16 protein-coding genes are annotated in these 15,164 nt (G+C 59.6%); 1 reads left to right on the top strand and 15 read right to left on the bottom strand.

From position 1 onward, the window contains the following. Nucleotides 1–149: 149 nt before the first annotated feature. The 7 genes from PZ897_RS05860 to PZ897_RS05830 form a co-directional block, all read right to left on the bottom strand. The gene (locus PZ897_RS05860; protein ID WP_275750755.1) at nt 150–317 is read right to left on the bottom strand and encodes a helix-turn-helix domain-containing protein; all 168 of its coding nucleotides are present in this window, start codon (nt 315–317) and stop codon (nt 150–152) included. Continuing rightward, on the bottom strand, nt 314–1,156 hold the full coding sequence (locus PZ897_RS05855; protein WP_275750753.1) for a hypothetical protein: 843 nt from the start codon (nt 1,154–1,156) through the stop codon (nt 314–316). The genes PZ897_RS05860 and PZ897_RS05855 overlap by 4 nt, the downstream gene beginning before the upstream one ends. A gap of 6 nt (nt 1,157–1,162) precedes the next feature. Further along, a complete protein-coding gene (locus tag PZ897_RS05850) occupies nt 1,163–2,326 on the bottom strand; it encodes an integrase arm-type DNA-binding domain-containing protein (RefSeq protein ID WP_275750751.1) in 1,164 nt (387 codons plus the stop codon). Nucleotides 2,327–2,696: 370 nt separating this feature from the next. Continuing rightward, nucleotides 2,697–3,407 (bottom strand): arsenical resistance protein ArsH, encoded by a 711-nt coding sequence (arsH, locus tag PZ897_RS05845; RefSeq protein ID WP_275750749.1) that lies wholly within the window; start codon nt 3,405–3,407, stop codon nt 2,697–2,699. Further along, complete coding sequence (gene arsC / locus PZ897_RS05840; RefSeq protein WP_275750747.1) at nt 3,400–3,822, bottom strand: arsenate reductase (glutaredoxin); 423 nt, start codon at nt 3,820–3,822, stop codon at nt 3,400–3,402. The genes arsH and arsC overlap by 8 nt, the downstream gene beginning before the upstream one ends. A gap of 322 nt (nt 3,823–4,144) precedes the next feature. Next, complete coding sequence (arsB, locus tag PZ897_RS05835) at nt 4,145–5,197, bottom strand: ACR3 family arsenite efflux transporter (protein WP_275750745.1); 1,053 nt, start codon at nt 5,195–5,197, stop codon at nt 4,145–4,147. Between the two features lie 15 nt (nt 5,198–5,212). Continuing rightward, nucleotides 5,213–5,641 (bottom strand): hypothetical protein, encoded by a 429-nt coding sequence (locus PZ897_RS05830; protein WP_275750743.1) that lies wholly within the window; start codon nt 5,639–5,641, stop codon nt 5,213–5,215. Between the two features lie 216 nt (nt 5,642–5,857). On the opposite strand from PZ897_RS05830, the gene PZ897_RS05825 reads away from it, so the two are divergent. Continuing rightward, entirely contained in the window at nt 5,858–6,190 is a 333-nt protein-coding gene (locus PZ897_RS05825) for a helix-turn-helix domain-containing protein (RefSeq protein ID WP_275750741.1), read from the top strand. A gap of 179 nt (nt 6,191–6,369) precedes the next feature. Here PZ897_RS05825 and PZ897_RS05820 read toward each other — a convergent pair whose 3' ends face one another. From PZ897_RS05820 to PZ897_RS05785, 8 genes are all read right to left on the bottom strand, one after another. Continuing rightward, entirely contained in the window at nt 6,370–7,158 is a 789-nt protein-coding gene (locus PZ897_RS05820; protein WP_275750739.1) for an ABC transporter ATP-binding protein, read from the bottom strand. Further along, nucleotides 7,155–7,913, bottom strand: coding sequence for an ABC transporter ATP-binding protein (locus PZ897_RS05815; RefSeq protein ID WP_275750737.1), 759 nt, complete (start codon nt 7,911–7,913; stop codon nt 7,155–7,157). The genes PZ897_RS05820 and PZ897_RS05815 overlap by 4 nt, the downstream gene beginning before the upstream one ends. Before the next feature lie 18 nt (nt 7,914–7,931). After that, nucleotides 7,932–9,137, bottom strand: a complete 1,206-nt coding sequence (locus PZ897_RS05810) for a branched-chain amino acid ABC transporter permease (RefSeq protein WP_275750735.1) — start codon at nt 9,135–9,137, stop codon at nt 7,932–7,934. A gap of 3 nt (nt 9,138–9,140) precedes the next feature. Then, entirely contained in the window at nt 9,141–10,172 is a 1,032-nt protein-coding gene (locus PZ897_RS05805; RefSeq protein ID WP_275750733.1) for a branched-chain amino acid ABC transporter permease, read from the bottom strand. A gap of 111 nt (nt 10,173–10,283) precedes the next feature. Then, nucleotides 10,284–11,627 (bottom strand): substrate-binding protein, encoded by a 1,344-nt coding sequence (locus tag PZ897_RS05800; protein ID WP_275750732.1) that lies wholly within the window; start codon nt 11,625–11,627, stop codon nt 10,284–10,286. A gap of 680 nt (nt 11,628–12,307) precedes the next feature. Beyond that, nucleotides 12,308–13,255: a peptide ABC transporter ATP-binding protein gene (locus tag PZ897_RS05795; RefSeq protein WP_275750730.1), complete on the bottom strand. Its 948-nt coding sequence runs from the start codon at nt 13,253–13,255 to the stop codon at nt 12,308–12,310. Beyond that, a complete protein-coding gene (locus PZ897_RS05790; protein WP_275750728.1) occupies nt 13,252–14,253 on the bottom strand; it encodes an ABC transporter ATP-binding protein in 1,002 nt (333 codons plus the stop codon). Before PZ897_RS05790 ends, PZ897_RS05795 begins: the two co-directional genes overlap by 4 nt. Further along, entirely contained in the window at nt 14,253–15,158 is a 906-nt protein-coding gene (locus tag PZ897_RS05785) for an ABC transporter permease subunit (protein ID WP_275750726.1), read from the bottom strand. Before PZ897_RS05785 ends, PZ897_RS05790 begins: the two co-directional genes overlap by 1 nt. Nucleotides 15,159–15,164 lie beyond the last annotated feature (6 nt).

Genomic DNA, 15,164 nt, shown 5'->3' with positions numbered 1-15,164 from the left:
GTGAAGCCGCTTACCCAGTGACTTCTTTTCGACGCCGGTCCCTGCGCCAACAGGGCCGGCGTTTTCATTTTTCTTGTCGGGCGGCTTCCTGTTAGGAACCCTACAATGCGTCACAGCCGGTGCTGTTTGGGTTGAGCCAAAGCTCTCCATCACGCGCCCTCCCGGATCGACGAGAGATAGTCCTCCAGATCAGTCTTGAGGATGAGAACCCGCTTGCCGGCCTTCAAACGCTTGAGCCTTCCTCCGGTCATCTCCCTGTATAAGAAAGTCCGTGAAAGCCCGGTGTATTCGCACGCCTCACGTATCGTGAAAGTCATTCTTGGCCCAATGGCAGCCACTTCCTTCGCACCCGTCTGAACTCCTCGTGCCATCCGTCAACTCCTTCGATTTCTGTTTCGGATAGCTGCCATGGGTACGCAGCGATGTTTCCTTCGCAAGTTACATCTAATGGGGCATTTTGTGTAACGTAGCGCTTCGGGCGCCTTTTCCTGCTACCAAATTCCTCGCCGTGCAATCGGTGATATCGACGAAGCATCTGCTCAGCCGCGGAATATTCTTCTCTGACCAAGCGCTGGTCTTCAAGCTGACAGGCGAATCCACGGCGGTAAGGGTCACGGCTACGAGCGACAATTTCCTTTGCAAGTTGCCCATTGCCGACATCGTGCGTTTTTCGAATGACCTGTAAATAAGCCCTGAGTTGATTTGCACGAAGCAGGTATTCTCTGACTTTCCGGAGATTGTGGTTCTCTTTCAGCGAAGGCTTCCCACGGGCACGCTTTGTTTCAAAAATTCGATCGTTATCGATGGCAAGCTCAACCAATAAATCTAAGATCCAGTATCCATTCTTGGTATCTACATTTAAATCAAATGCTAATTCAGAAAAATAGATATTTATTAAGTTTTCACTCAAATAATCATGATACTTTTCATGTTCAATTTCATAATCATCTCTTTTCGATTTCATATATTTGATAAGGCTACGGAGTTTTTCGTTAATCTCATCATTCGAATCTGCGGTTTTTGGTTCAGGTGGATCGGTAGGACTAAACATACCAAGCACCAGATTCGGTTTTTTGAAATAAATGGGGGGATCAGGCAATTTCTTTAGGATTTCCGTGTAGAAGTACTTTCTGACTATGTCTTTATCATCTGCCATGTTTAATCACCTCGATACGAAATTTGCCCAGTCCTCGAGCAGTAATCGGCGTTTTGCCAGGGCATCGCTGCGACGGTAGGCGCGCTCTGTGGCATCCCCCGAGACGTGCGCAAGCGCGCCCTCCGCCACTTCCCTGGCGTGGTTCGTCTCATCTCCAGCCCAATCCCTGAATGAACTGCGAAAGCCATGCACGGTATAGTGGCCGAGCTTCATACGGCGCATCAGCATCGCCATCGACATCCCTGAGAGCGGTCGATCGCTCTTGTTTCCGGGAAAAACCAGATCAGATCGTCTCAACTCATGAAGTGGCTGGAGGATTACAAGCACCTCATCAGTAAGCGGCACACGGTGTATCCGCCCCGCCTTTGTCCGCTCGGCCGGTATGGTCCAGACGGCATTCGCAAGATCCATTTCATTCCAGGTAGCCCCGAGGGCTTCACCTGATCGGCACGCAGTCAGAATAACCAGCCGAAGACTAAGGGCTGCCATGGCCTGCTTCGAGCAGAGCTCGGTATAGAAGGCGGGAACCGAATCATATGGCATCGCCGGGTGATGCCCGCGCTGGAGCTTTTGACGAGGCGGCAAAAGGCTCTTCAAATGACCACGCCAAAGCGCGGGGTTTTCTCCCTCACGCCATCCTCGCGCCTTCGCATAGTCGAGAACCCGCTCGATCCGTCCACGGATCCTCGAGGCCGTTTCATTCTTCTCATTCCAGATAGGATTGAGAATGGAGAGTACGTCATCGGTCGAAATCCGATCAACAGGCTTGTTCAAGATCTTGCTGCAATAGGCTTCGCCAAGTGTCGACCGCCATTGGGCCCGATGCTTGTCGTTCCTCCACTGACGCTCCATCGAGCCGAGAAACTGGCGCGTGCATTCTTCGAACGTCGGAACTTTTTCTTGCCGCAGCGCCTCTTGAGGATCTCCACCTTCGGCAATCATCTGACGAAACGCGGCGGCACGTTGACGAGCAGCTGCGAGCTTCATCGCGGGATAGGGCCCAATTCCTACGGCCCTTCGTTTCCCGTCACGATGAAACATGAACAGCCAGCTCTTCGACCCTCCAGGCTTCACGTTGAGATAGAGCCCTCCGCCATCGCTATGGCGTCCCGCTTTCAAATCAGCGGATTTGATGCGGGCATCTGTCAGTTTGTTGAGAGTTCGCGCCATTGCCAGTGTGCACTTTGGTGTGCACTCCCGTTTGTGGATGATCATGAACAATGGAGAACAATTAGAGAACAGTCAATGTCACGCAAACAAAAAAGCCACTGATTTCAACGCTACCAACAACAATCAGGAACGAGCCAAAACCAGAGTTCTTCGGACTTCCTCTCCGCCACTTGCCCTCGCGAAAGCGTTCTCCCGATCCGGCTGCGGCCGGGTTTTGCTGTTGTTTTCGAGGGGTATGCGGGTGGGGCTGAGCGCAGCCGGATGTGCCGGTGTGCCAGCAGTCGACCGCTCTGTTCCCTCGAGGCTTGGCAGCCCGCGCGGGGCGAGAATGGAGCAACAAGCAAACTCACGGCTCCGACTCGCCTTCGCGTTACATCGCCCTTTGATTGACACGCGTCATCAGCGCCTCGCCGGTTTCCTTGCGTTCGCTATAGCGATCCACGAGGTGATCCGAGCGATCCCGCGTGAGCAGAGTGAACTTCATCAGCTCTTCCATCACATCCACCATCCGGTCGTAATAGGGCGAGGGCTTCATGCGGTCATCGTCACCGAATTCGAGGAACGCCTTGGGCGTCGAGGACTGGTTCGGGATCGTGATCAGCCGCATCCAGCGCCCCAGAATCCGTAACTGGTTGACGGCGTTGAAGCTTTGCGAACCGCCATTGACCTGCATGACAGCCAGCGTCTTGCCCTGCGTCGGGCGCATCGCCCCCAGCGACAGCGGAATCCAGTCGATCTGCGCCTTCATGATGCCGGTCATGGCGCCGTGGCGTTCAGGCGAACACCAGACCATGCCCTCTGACCAGGCGACCAGATCGCGCAATTCTTCAACTTTCGGGTGGCTGGCCCCGGTGTCGTCGGGCAGCGGAAGGCCCGAGGGATTGAAGGTTCTTGTGTCTGCGCCGAAGCGCGTCAGCACCCGGGCGGCTTCCTCGGTCATCAGGCGGCTGAACGACCGGGCCCGCAGCGAGCCATAAAGCAGCAGGATGCGCGGCGGATGCGGTGCCGGATCGGCAACCCCCAGCCGGTCGGCATCCATCGGGCGGAAATGCGCCTCGTCCAGATTTGGTGTGTCAGTCAACCCGCTCTCCTTTCTCGTTCACGATCATGGTGCCGTCTTCCTTGTAAAGCGGCCCGGGCGGCAGCCGGTCCAGCAGTTCGAGCACGACCTCGGACGGGCGGCACAGGCGCACCCCCCTGGGCGTGCAGACAATCGGGCGGTTGACCAGCACGGGATGGACAAGCATCGCTTCGAGCAACGCAGCGTCGTCGACATCCGGATCCAGCAGACCCAATTCCGCCGCCGGGGATTTCGTCGTTCTCAAGGCGCTGCGCGGGGTCAGGTCGGCAGCCGCAAACAGGGCCAACAGTTGCGGCCGGGTCCAGCCGGTCTCGAGATAGTCGATGATGACCGGCTCGGCGCCGGCAGCGCGCAGGATCTCCAGCACGTTGCGCGAGGTGCCGCAGTCCGGGTTATGGTGAATGACTGTACTCATGTCGTTGCGTCCTTTCGATGTTGGGCGTTGGCCGAGCCGCGGGCGGCGATGTTGAAACATGTGGCAGGCGGCAGACAGGGGACGGCAGCTGCGGCATCTGCACCGGACACGGATGCCAGAGGCCGCGCAGCGGTGAGCGGGAAAGAAGCGGGCGCTACGGAGGTCGCCCGCCACGCCGGCACGCTGGCGGCATCGCAGATCACGCCGGGTCGGGGCACATCTGCATGCATCGGCTTTGCCCTGCCCTGCCCCGGCATCGCCGGCTGCCTCCTCAGCTCCCGCACCCCTGGCCGATCGGCCCTGCCACCATCGTCGACGGCGGTCATGCCGAGGTCTCCGTGAACCGGCCGCGGGTGCGGTTTGCAAAGGCCACAAGCGAGAGCATCACCGGCACCTCCACCAGAACCCCGACCACCGTCGCCAGCGCGGCACCGGAGTTCAGCCCGAACAGGCTGATCGCCACGGCGACCGCCAGTTCAAAGAAATTCGATGTGCCGATCATCGCGCAGGGAGCGGCGATCCGGTGCGGCACGCGCATGATCCAGGCGGCACCGTAGGCCAGAGCGAAGATGCCGTAGGACTGGATCAGGATGGGCACCGCGATCAGCGCGATGAGGAACGGGCGCTGCAGGATGACCTCGCCCTGCAGGCCGAACAGGATCGCAACCGTCACCACCAGCCCGCCGACCGACCATGGCTTGATCCGTGCGGTAAACGCCTCGATCCGGTCCGGACGGCGAAGAACGCGACGGGTGGCCAGCCCGGCCAAGAGCGGGAGAACGACATAGAGCCCGGTGGCAAGCAGCAGCGTTTCCCAGGGCACAACAATGTCGGTGACGCCCAGAAGAAGCGCCACGATCGGCGCGAAGGCCACAACCATGATCAAGTCGTTGACCGAAACCTGCACCAGCGTGTAGGTCGCATCGCCACGCGTCAGCTGCGACCAGACGAACACCATCGCGGTGCAGGGCGCGGCCCCCAGCAGAATCAACCCGGCGATGTATTGGGCGGCATCCTCGGGAGCGATGAAGGGCGCGAAGACATGCTCAAAAAACAGCACCGCAAGGAACGCCATGGTGAACGGCTTGATCAGCCAATTGACCACCAGCGTCACAATCAGCCCCTTGGGTTGCCGCGCCACGCCCTTGACCGCACCGAAATCGACGCTGACCATCATCGGATAGACCATGGCCCAGATCAGCACGGCGACGACAAGGTTGATCGAGGAAATTTCGGCGCTTGCGATGGCGGCCATCAGCCCCGGCGCAACAGTTCCGATGCCGATCCCGACGATCATGGCAAGACCGACCCAAAGGGTTAAAAACCGCTCGAACGCATCGATGGCGCCGCTGTCTGTCGTGGTTGTGTCAGTCATGTTGGACTGTTCCTTTTATGCGGTGTGTCGGATGCGTTGAGGCGGTTGGCAAAGTCTGCCGGGCCGATGGTGCCAGCGATGACCAATGCGCGGGTCCCCGTTCGGCACCTTGCCGGCGGGATCAGCAGTCAGGCCGGTCACCTGTTTGACACGGCAATTGGCGAGCCGCCGCGCGGTGCGGATCCCGGCATCGGGAGCAACCGGCCCACCCGTCCGCAGCGCATGGCTGATCGGAAAACTCACGCGGCCGGAGGTCGGGATCGTGTCGCAGCTCATTCGCTTGCCAGTATCACCACCACCGGGTCTTTGCCGTTGGATCATCGCATTCCGCAGCGGAAACGAGCCATCGGACAAACAGGGCACCAAATCCGCCAGGCACAGATAAAGGGCGTGCCTGCCCCGCGGCTCAAGGTCGATTTCTGCAGTGATCTGCGTGGCCGACATAGGACGCTGCTCGCTTTCCCGGTGGTACCGTAAACGGCGAATTTCAATCTGATGCGGCCTGGCCACGGCGCCGGTTGTCCGGCTGTCTCCCGCACCCCTCGCGCATGGCTTTGGACTCGGCATCAAACAACTCAATTCGGTAAATGCCGAATTGAGTTCGGGGTAAATCACGGCTCGGGGCTTGTCAAGCTTCGATAATTCGGGCATCGACGATGTATGGATCAGGAAACCGCCATCGAGGCCCTTGCAGCGCTCGCCCAACCGTCGCGGATCGCGGTATTTCGCCTTTTGATCCGAAACGGGCCGGACGGTCTCCCGGCTCTGGAAATCTCGCGGCGGCTGAATATCGTGCCCTCAACCCTGTCCGGCCACCTGGCCATCCTCAGACGCGCCCGGATTCTGACCGCCACACGGCACCAACGCGAGATCCATTATGCGGCAAACCTGAACGCGATCAGCGATTTGGTCCGCTTCCTTCTCGCCGATTGCTGCGAAGGCCGGATCGAGAACTGCTCGGAAGTTCTCTGCCTGCTTGGCGCAAGTCCGTAGCGCACCCGCCACCGTGCACCGCGCTGCCGTACACGGAGGCGCATGGCACACAGACGCAGCACCGTCAGTTCACTGTCGGACATCTGCCTTTTGTGCCCGGCAACGCGCGATGAGGCGGGCGGCGAGATATCCAGCGTGAGACAAAATGCGAGCGAACCGCGATTGGCGCCGATTGCGGATCAGATCGCCAGGTAATCGTGGCGCAGCTGCTCGTTCTCAAGCACTTCCCTGGCAGTGCCGTCGAACACCACTTCGCCGGATTCGAGAATCACCGCGCGGTCAGCCAGTTTCAAGGCGCGCACAGCATTCTGTTCGACAAGGATCGTGGTGATGCCCTGTTGCTTGATGATGTTGAGTGTCTTTTCGATTTCATCGACAATGATCGGCGCCAGGCCTTCATAGGGTTCATCGAGAAGCAGAACCTTGATGTCACGCGCCAGCGCCCGGCCGATCGCCAGCATCTGCTGCTCACCGCCCGACAGGGTGATGCCCTCCTGCTTGCGGCGCTCGCCCAGACGCGGAAACAACTCGTAGATCCGTTCCAGCGACCAGCCGATCGGTGGTGCGATCTGGGCCAGCTGGATGTTTTCCTCAACCGTCAGTCCGGCAATGATCCGCCGGTCTTCCGGCACCAGAGACAGCCCGGCGCGGGACGCGTCGTGCGAGCTCATCCGGTGCAGCGGCTGATGATCGAGCCAGACCTCGCCGCTGGTCATGGCCGGTGAGCCGATTTGCGCGATGGCGCGCAGCGTCGAGGTCTTGCCTGCGCCGTTGCGGCCGAGCAGCGCCAGAATTTCGCCCTCATGCACATTGAAGCTGACACCCTGGACGATATAGCTTTCGCCGTAATAGGCATGAATGTCGTGAACGGACAGAAATGCCGGTGCAGTCTCCGCATGGTTGGCGTTTTTCGAAAAATCCGGGCGGCCGGTGGCGGCGCTGCCCCTGTCGAGTTCGAGCTGATTCATGCCGCGGCCTCTCCCAGATAGGCTTCTTTGACTTTCGGATGACCCTTGATGTTGGCAGGGGTGTCCTCGACGAGTGGCGAGCCTTGCGCCAGCACCGTGATGCGTTTGGCCAGCGAGAAAACCACATGCATGTCGTGCTCGATGATCACCATGGTGATCTCCCGGCTTTCATGAATCTGGTTGAGCAGGTCAATGGTGTTGTTGGTGTCGGCGCGTGCCATCCCCGCCGTCGGCTCATCAAGCAGCAGCAGTTTCGGCTCCTGCACCAGGCACATGGCCATCTCCAGGCGCCGTTTGTCGCCACGTGACAGGGAACTGGCGGTCATGTGCCGCTTGTCGGCCATGTTGACCTCCGACAGCATGTGCTCGGCCTTCTCGATAAGCTGCTTTTCGGCGACGATCGATTCAAGCGCATGCAGCCGGAAAGCCCCGTCCCGCTTGGCAAAGCACGGGATCAGCATGTTCTCGAACACGGAAAGGTCGCTGAAAATTTCCGGCGTCTGGAAGACGCGGGAAATGCCCATCTGGTTGATCTGGTAGGGATTGCGGCCAAGCACCGAAATGCCGTTGAACAGGACTGTTCCAGTGTCCGGGATCAGCTTGCCGACCAGCACATTGAGCAGCGTCGACTTGCCGGCCCCGTTCGGACCGATGATGGCGTGAACCGTGCCACTGGCAATATCCAGATTGACATCTCCGAGCGCCTGCAGCCCGCCGAAGCGTTTGTTGACGTTAGAGACTTCAAGAATTCCCATATCCGGTATCTCCGCAGTTCAGTTTACGTGGGCCGCAGGCTTCGGGTGATGATCACCCTGATCCTGCTTCTTTTTCCGGTTCCTGCCGGTGACAGAATTCCAGATCCGGGTTCCGCCTTCGATCAAGCCGCCGGGCAGGAAGATGACCACCAGCATGAAAAGAAGACCAAGCGTCAGGTGCCAGCCCTTGCCGATGAAGGGATGGAACAGGAACACGATCGCATCCTCAAGCCCGTCGGGAAGGGCTGAAAACCATCCGTGCAGGACGGTGTCATTGATCTTCGAGAAGATATTTTCGAAATATTTGATGAAACCCGCACCCAGAATCGGCCCCATCAAGGTTCCGGCGCCGCCGAGAATGGTCATCAGCACGACTTCGCCCGACGCGGTCCATTGCATGCGCTCGGCGCCGGCCAGCGGGTCCATTGAGGCCAGCAAGCCGCCGGCAAGACCGGCATACATGCCGGAGATGACGAAGGCTGCCAGCGTGTAGGGACGCGGATTGAGACCGGTGTAGTTCATCCGGGTCTGGTTGGTCTTGATCGCGCGCAGCATGATGCCGAAGGGCGAGCGGAAAATCCGCATCGAGAGATAGAAAACCACAATCGCAATGATGGCGCAGAAGTAGTAGCCGTTGTTGAAGGTAAACAGCCAGCCGCCGACGTCGATCTTGCTGCTTTCATTCATGACAATGCCGAAGAAATGCGGCGACGAGGGGCTGGCCGCATCCATCAGAACCTGGGGATCGTCAGTGTAGACCTGGAGGCCGGTCTCGCCGTTGGTCAAAGGCGTCAGCACCGAATAGGCGAGATTGAAGGACATCTGGGCGAAGGCCAGCGTCAGGATCGAGAAATAAATGCCCGACCGGCGCAGTGATATGTAGCCGATCAACAAGGCGAACAAGCCCGACATGATGATGGCAAGAATGAGGCCCGGCACCACATTGTAGCTCAGCAGCTTGTACATCCAGACGACGGAGTAGGACCCGACCCCCAGAAAGGCGGCATGACCGAACGAGAGGTAGCCGGTCAGGCCGAAGAGAATGTTGAAGCCAATCGCGAAAATCCCGTAGATGGCAAAACGCTGCATCAGATCCGGATAGCCGGCGTTGAACTGGGCCAGCGCCGACCCCTCGGGAAACGGTTGCAGCAAAATCGGTGTCGCCAACGTCAGAAAAATGACGGCGATGAGAAAGCTCGTGTCTTTCTTACTCAGTCCCAGCATGGATTATTCCTCCATCACGCCTCTACGACCCATAAGACCGCGCGGGCGGGTCAAAAGGATGATGATTGCAACGAGATAAATGATGATTTGGTCGATCCCCGGGATCAGTGACTTGACTTCGTTCATCGAGGCAAAGCTCTCGAGGATGCCGAGCAGGAAGCCGGCCAGAACGGCGCCGGGCAATGAGCCCATGCCGCCAACCACGACCACAACAAAGGAAAGCACAAGGAAATCCATGCCCATGTGATAGTTGGGCGAATTGATGGGCGCATACATCACCCCTGCAAGGCCTGCGACCGCGGCAGCGATGCCGAACATGATGGTGAAGCGCTTGTCGATGTTGATGCCGAGAAGCCCAACCGTCTCGCGATCGGCCATGCCGGCACGAACCACCATGCCGAACGTGGTGAAGCGCAGAAAGGCGAAGACGGCGCTGATGATGACCGCTGAAAACAGGAAGTACACCAGCCGCCAGTAGGGATAGATGATTGTATTTTGGGCGTATCCGATCAGCACGCCGAAATCGAGCGATCCCTTGAACATGTCGGGCGCCGGGGTCGGAATCGGGTTGGCGCCGTAGAAATATTTGATGATTTCCTGAATGACGATGGCAAGGCCGAAGGTAACCAGGATCTGATCGGCATGCGGACGCTTGTAGAAATGCTTGATCAGTCCGCGCTCCATCACATAGCCGACCAGCAGCATGACCGGAATCGCAAACAGGATGGCCAGCGGCACAGACCATTCGATCAGCGCCTGACCTGTTGACTCGCCGAACCAGCTGACGAGATAGGGGGTATCGACCTTCAGCGGATTGCCAAGGAAATCCTTCTGGGTCGGGTCCTCGATCGTATAGGACAGCGTAAGAATACGCTGCATGGTCACGGCACAGAACGAGCCGAGCATGAACAAGGCGCCATGGGCGAAGTTCACGACACCGAGCGTGCCGAAAATGAGTGTCAATCCGAGTGCGATCAGGGCATAGGCGCTGCCTTTGTCCAGACCGTTCAGTATTTGGAGAATGATTGCGTCCATATCTTGAAGCCCGCATCGACAAAACCGCGCGCAGGGGTGCAGCGGTTCAAGTCTCTAATTCGAGTAGCAAGCCGCGCCGCCCGTGAGGCGACGCGGCAGACCTGTGGAGGTTCAAGCGCCCGAGTTGCACTGACCCAGATCGCCACCGGCGAACATCGGATGGTCGGGTGCGTATTCGACCTGGGCCCGCGGAGTCACCTCGACGATTTCCAGTGTGTCGTACTCGTTTGTTGGGTTTTCCTTGCCCTTCATGACCAGCACGTCCTTGAAGCACTGGTGATCGTCGGCGCGATAGAGTGTCGGACCGTTGCCCATACCGTCGAACTCGAAGCCCTCGAGCGCCTCGACGACGCCGCAAGGGTTGAATGTACCAGCCCGTTCACAGGCATCGGCATAGAGCAGGGTCTGGACGTAGCAGGTGTGCGCCGAGTTTGATGGCGGACGACCGTATTTTTCGCCGAACGACTTGACGAAGGCCTTGGAACCCTCGTCCTGCAACTGCCAGTTCCAGTTCATCGACCCGATCACGCCGCGCACGTTTTCGCCGGCACCGGCGGCCATCAGCTCGGAATAGAGCGGAACGACAATCTCGAACTGCTTGCCGTTGACCATCTTGTCGCGCAGGCCGAACTGCACGGCATTGGTCAGCGAGTTGACCATGTTGCCGCCGTAGTGGTTCAGCACCAGCACATCCGCGCCGGAGTTGAGAACCGGTGCGATATAGGACGAGAAGTCAGTCGAAGCCAGCGGTGTCAGCACGTTGTTGACCGTTTCCCAGCCCACAGCCTCGGTCGCAGCAGCAATCGATTCCTGTTGTGTCCAGCCCCAAGTGTAATCCGCAGTCAGGTGATAGGCGCGTCGATCGTCGCCATAGGCGGCCTTGAGAACCGGGGCCAGGGCCGCGGCAGACATGTAGGCGTTGAAGAAGTGGCGGAAGCCGTTGGCCTTCTTGTCCTTGCCGGTGGTGTCGTTGGAATGGGTGAGGCCAGCCATGAAAATGACGCCCGCCTCCTGGCAGAGACCCTGCACAGCCACGGCGACGCCCGAGGACGAACCGCCATTGATCATCACAGCGCCGTCCTTTTCGATCATCGACTTGGCCGATGCGCGGGCCGCGTCCGACTTGGTCTGGGTGTCGCCGGTGACGAACTGCACCTTCTTGCCCAGAATGCCGTTGCCCTTGAGCGCCTTCGACGAGAAGGTGTTCATCATGCCGCCATCACCTTCACCGTTAAGGTGCTGGACAGCGAGTTCCTGAGCGCGCAGTTCGTCCATGCCTTCGTCGGCATATGGACCGGTCTGCGGCACGTTGAAGCCGAGCGTGACGGTGCCGCCCTTGGGCTCGTTGGTGTAGGCAAAGGCAGAACTGGTAAAGATTGTCGGCATCGCGAGTCCGGCGCCGAACGCGGCGCCCGACTTGATCAGCGTGCGGCGATTCAAATTGAATTTTGACATAAAACCCTCCCTGGTGTGGTTTCGACAAAGCCTCCCAGCTTCGCCGCCATAGCTATGTTAATAGCAATCTTAAGATGATCATGACCGGGGCTCGGATACCATTAGACTATTGTATATCCATGCAATCAGTCATCTTTGCCTGGTGGCGCGACGTGTAACGTCCGGCTCTGTAGTGTCATTGGATTGACTGCGCCGAGGGTCGCCACTGTGGCGGTCCGATGGCGCAAGACCACTGTTGCAAGCCGGTTTTACTGCGGTGGCGCGGTGTTTTTCGGACTTCCCTGATTGAGGCGCAGCGCAATCGCGGCCGCATGCGAAGACACGTCCCTGTGCGGAGAACGCGCGCCATTCTCGCGGATCTCATCAGGAATAAATTCCCGATCGGCTCCAGCATGATCGTCTTGGAAGAAACCGGATCTGCGCTTTGCGGCAAAGCTCAGTCCACCTCACCACCAGGCTTCTCCTGCCGGATGATTCGGTGACTGTGCACCGGTTGCGCCGGTCAAGCTGCCCGGGGCCGGAAAACGCCGGTGTCGGTCTCCATCCATTGGACGAAGGCTTTAAGGCAGAGGTTCGCGGGCGGGCAGATGGCGCAAGCCCGCAAAATTGTCTGGGCGGTCTGCGGCTGCACCGCGACCGGCGACGTCATTGGAGTCTGACCCGGCTCGAACGGAGCGGCCCTATTCAGCCAGGATACAGGCCACCTGGCGACCGGCGACGAGCCGCTCGGGCGGAATGGCTTCGGCGCATTGCGGTATGGCGATCGGGCAGCGGGGATGGAAGGCGCAGCCGCTGGGAATGTTGAGCGGCGAAGGCAGTTCGCCTTCGAGTTGCACCCGCTCGCGTTTCCTGGTCGGGTCGGCAACGGGCGTGGCCGACAACAGTGCCTGGGTGTAGGGATGTTTCGGTGCCGCGAACACTGTTTCCGCCGGCCCTGATTCCACCGGTCGTCCGAGATACATCACCATCACCTCGTCGGCGATGTGCTTGACCACGGAAAGGTCGTGGCTGATGAACAGATAGGCAAGGCCGAACTCCGCCTGCAGGTCAATCAGCAGGTTGAGTACCTGTGCCTGGATCGACAGGTCAAGCGCCGAGACCGGTTCGTCAAGCACCAGGATCTTCGGATTGAGCATCAGCGCGCGTGCGATGGCGATGCGCTGCCGCTGACCGCCCGAGAACATGTGCGGATAACGGTCGTAATGCTCCGGCCGAAGCCCGACACGCTCCATCATGGCGCGGGCCTTCTGGCGCCGCGTTTCCGCCGTGTCGCGGGTGTTGACCTTGAGCGGCTCCTCAAGGATCGCGCCCACCTTCTGGCGCGGATTGAGTGAGCCATAGGGGTTCTGGAACACGATCTGGACGGTGCGGCGAAGATCCGTGTCGGTGTGGACTGCGGGCTTGCCGTCAATGGTCAGAATGCCGGAACTCGGCTCTTCGATCATGGTGACAAGACGCGCCAGTGTCGACTTGCCGCATCCCGATTCACCCACCACAGCGAGCGTCTTGCCTGGCGTCAGATCGAAGCTGACGCCATTGAGCGCGCGCACCAGCGCCGGGGCGCCGAACAACCCGCGCTTGACCTCGTAGGTCCGGGTCAGATCGGTGGCCTGAAGAACCGTGCTCATGCCGTTATCTCCCGCGCCTTGGTGCCATCGGCGGGCGCACCGTTGATGAGCGGATGATTGCACAGGGCATAGCCCATCTCCGGGCCTTGAGGGGTGGCGTTGATGCGGCAGCTTGCAGTGGCGTAGGCGCAGCGCGGCTCGAACAGGCAACCTGGCGGCCGGTCGAACTGACCCGGCACCACGCCGGGGATCGAGGGAAGATGGCCGCGTCCGGTGGCCCGCTCCGGCAAGGCCGACAGCAGGGCTGCGGTATAGGGGTGATGCGGATCGGAAAACAGATCTTCCACTGACTGTTCCTCGACCTTCTGGCCGGCATATTGCACCTGGACCCGGTGCGCCATTTGCGCCACCACGCCCATATCGTGGGTGATCAGCACCAGCGCCATGTCGAACTCGTCGCACAGATCGCGCAGCAGATCGAGAATCTGCGCCTGGATGGTCACATCCAGCGCCGTTGTCGGCTCATCGGCAATCAGCAGCTTCGGCCGGCAGGACGCCGACATGGCGATCATCACCCGCTGGCTCATGCCGCCGGACAATTGATGCGGATAGGCCGACAAGCGCTGCTCTGGCGAGGGGATCCCGACTGCGCGCATCAATTCGATGGCGCGAGCCTTGCGCTCGGAACGGCCAAGCCGTGTGTGGCGCTTGAGCATCTCGCCGATCTGGAACCCCACGGTGAAACACGGATTGAGGCTCGACATCGGCTCCTGGAAGATCATTGCGATGTCCTGACCAATGATGCTTCGCTTGTCCTTGTCCGACATGGTCAGCAGGTCCTTGCCATCGAAGCGCATGACATCGGCCGTCACCGACGCTGTCTCCGGCAACAGGCCCATCAACGCCAGCATGGCCACCGATTTGCCGGAGCCGGACTCGCCGACAATGGAGAGGATTTCACGACCATCGACATTCAGGTCCACCCCGTCGACGGCCCGGAAGGGACCGGATACGGTGTCGAAGCTGACAGTCAGGTTCTTGATTTCGAGCAGGGACATCAGCTTTTCTTCAGTTTCGGATCGAGCGCGTCGCGCAGACCGTCGCCCATCAGGTTGATCGCCAGCACAGTGATCAGAATGGCCAGACCGGGCAAGGTAACCACCCACCAGGCCCGCAGAATGAATTCACGCGCTTCGGCCAGCATTGAGCCCCATTCAGGCGTCGGAGGCTGTGCGCCCATGCCCAGAAAGCCCAGGGCTGCGGCATCAAGGATGGCTGTCGAAAACGACAGCGTCGCCTGCACGATCAGCGGCGCCAGACAATTGGGAAGAATGGTCAGGAACATCAGCCGTACCGGCCGCGCGCCGGCCACCCGCGAGGCAATAACATATTCCCGATCACGCTCGGTCAACACCGAAGCCCGGGTCAGCCGCACGAAATGCGGTTGCAAAATCAGCGCGATGGCAATCATCGCATTGAGCAGACCAGGCCCGAGGATGGCGACCAGAACCAGAGCCAGCAGCAGCGACGGGAATGCCAGGATGACGTCCATGATCCGCATGATCACAGTATCGACCCAGCCCCGGAAGTAGCCGGCGAGCAGTCCGATCAGAACTCCGCTGGAGACCGATAGAACCACCACGAACAGGCCGATGAACAGCGAAAACTGGGATCCGTACATCAGCCGGGACAGCATGTCGCGGCCCACGGCGTCGGTGCCCAGAAGGTAGGTCGTGCTGCCACCCTCCTGCCAGAACGGCGGCACCAGAAACGCGTCACGGTTCTGCACGCTGGGCGAATGCGGCGCGATCAGCGGCGCGAACACGGCAATGAACACAATGGAGGAAAAAACCACCAGCCCGATCACGGCGCCGCGGTTCTGGCTGAAATAGTACCAGAACTCGGCAAACCGGCCTCGGCGCAGCGGCGTGTGTGCTTGGGGTGTCGTGGTTGTGTCAGTCATGGCGCA

This window comes from Hoeflea sp. YIM 152468, assembly GCF_029210485.1.
Classification (GTDB): domain Bacteria; phylum Pseudomonadota; class Alphaproteobacteria; order Rhizobiales; family Rhizobiaceae; genus Hoeflea.
This window is presented reverse-complemented; position numbering and strand designations above follow the sequence as displayed.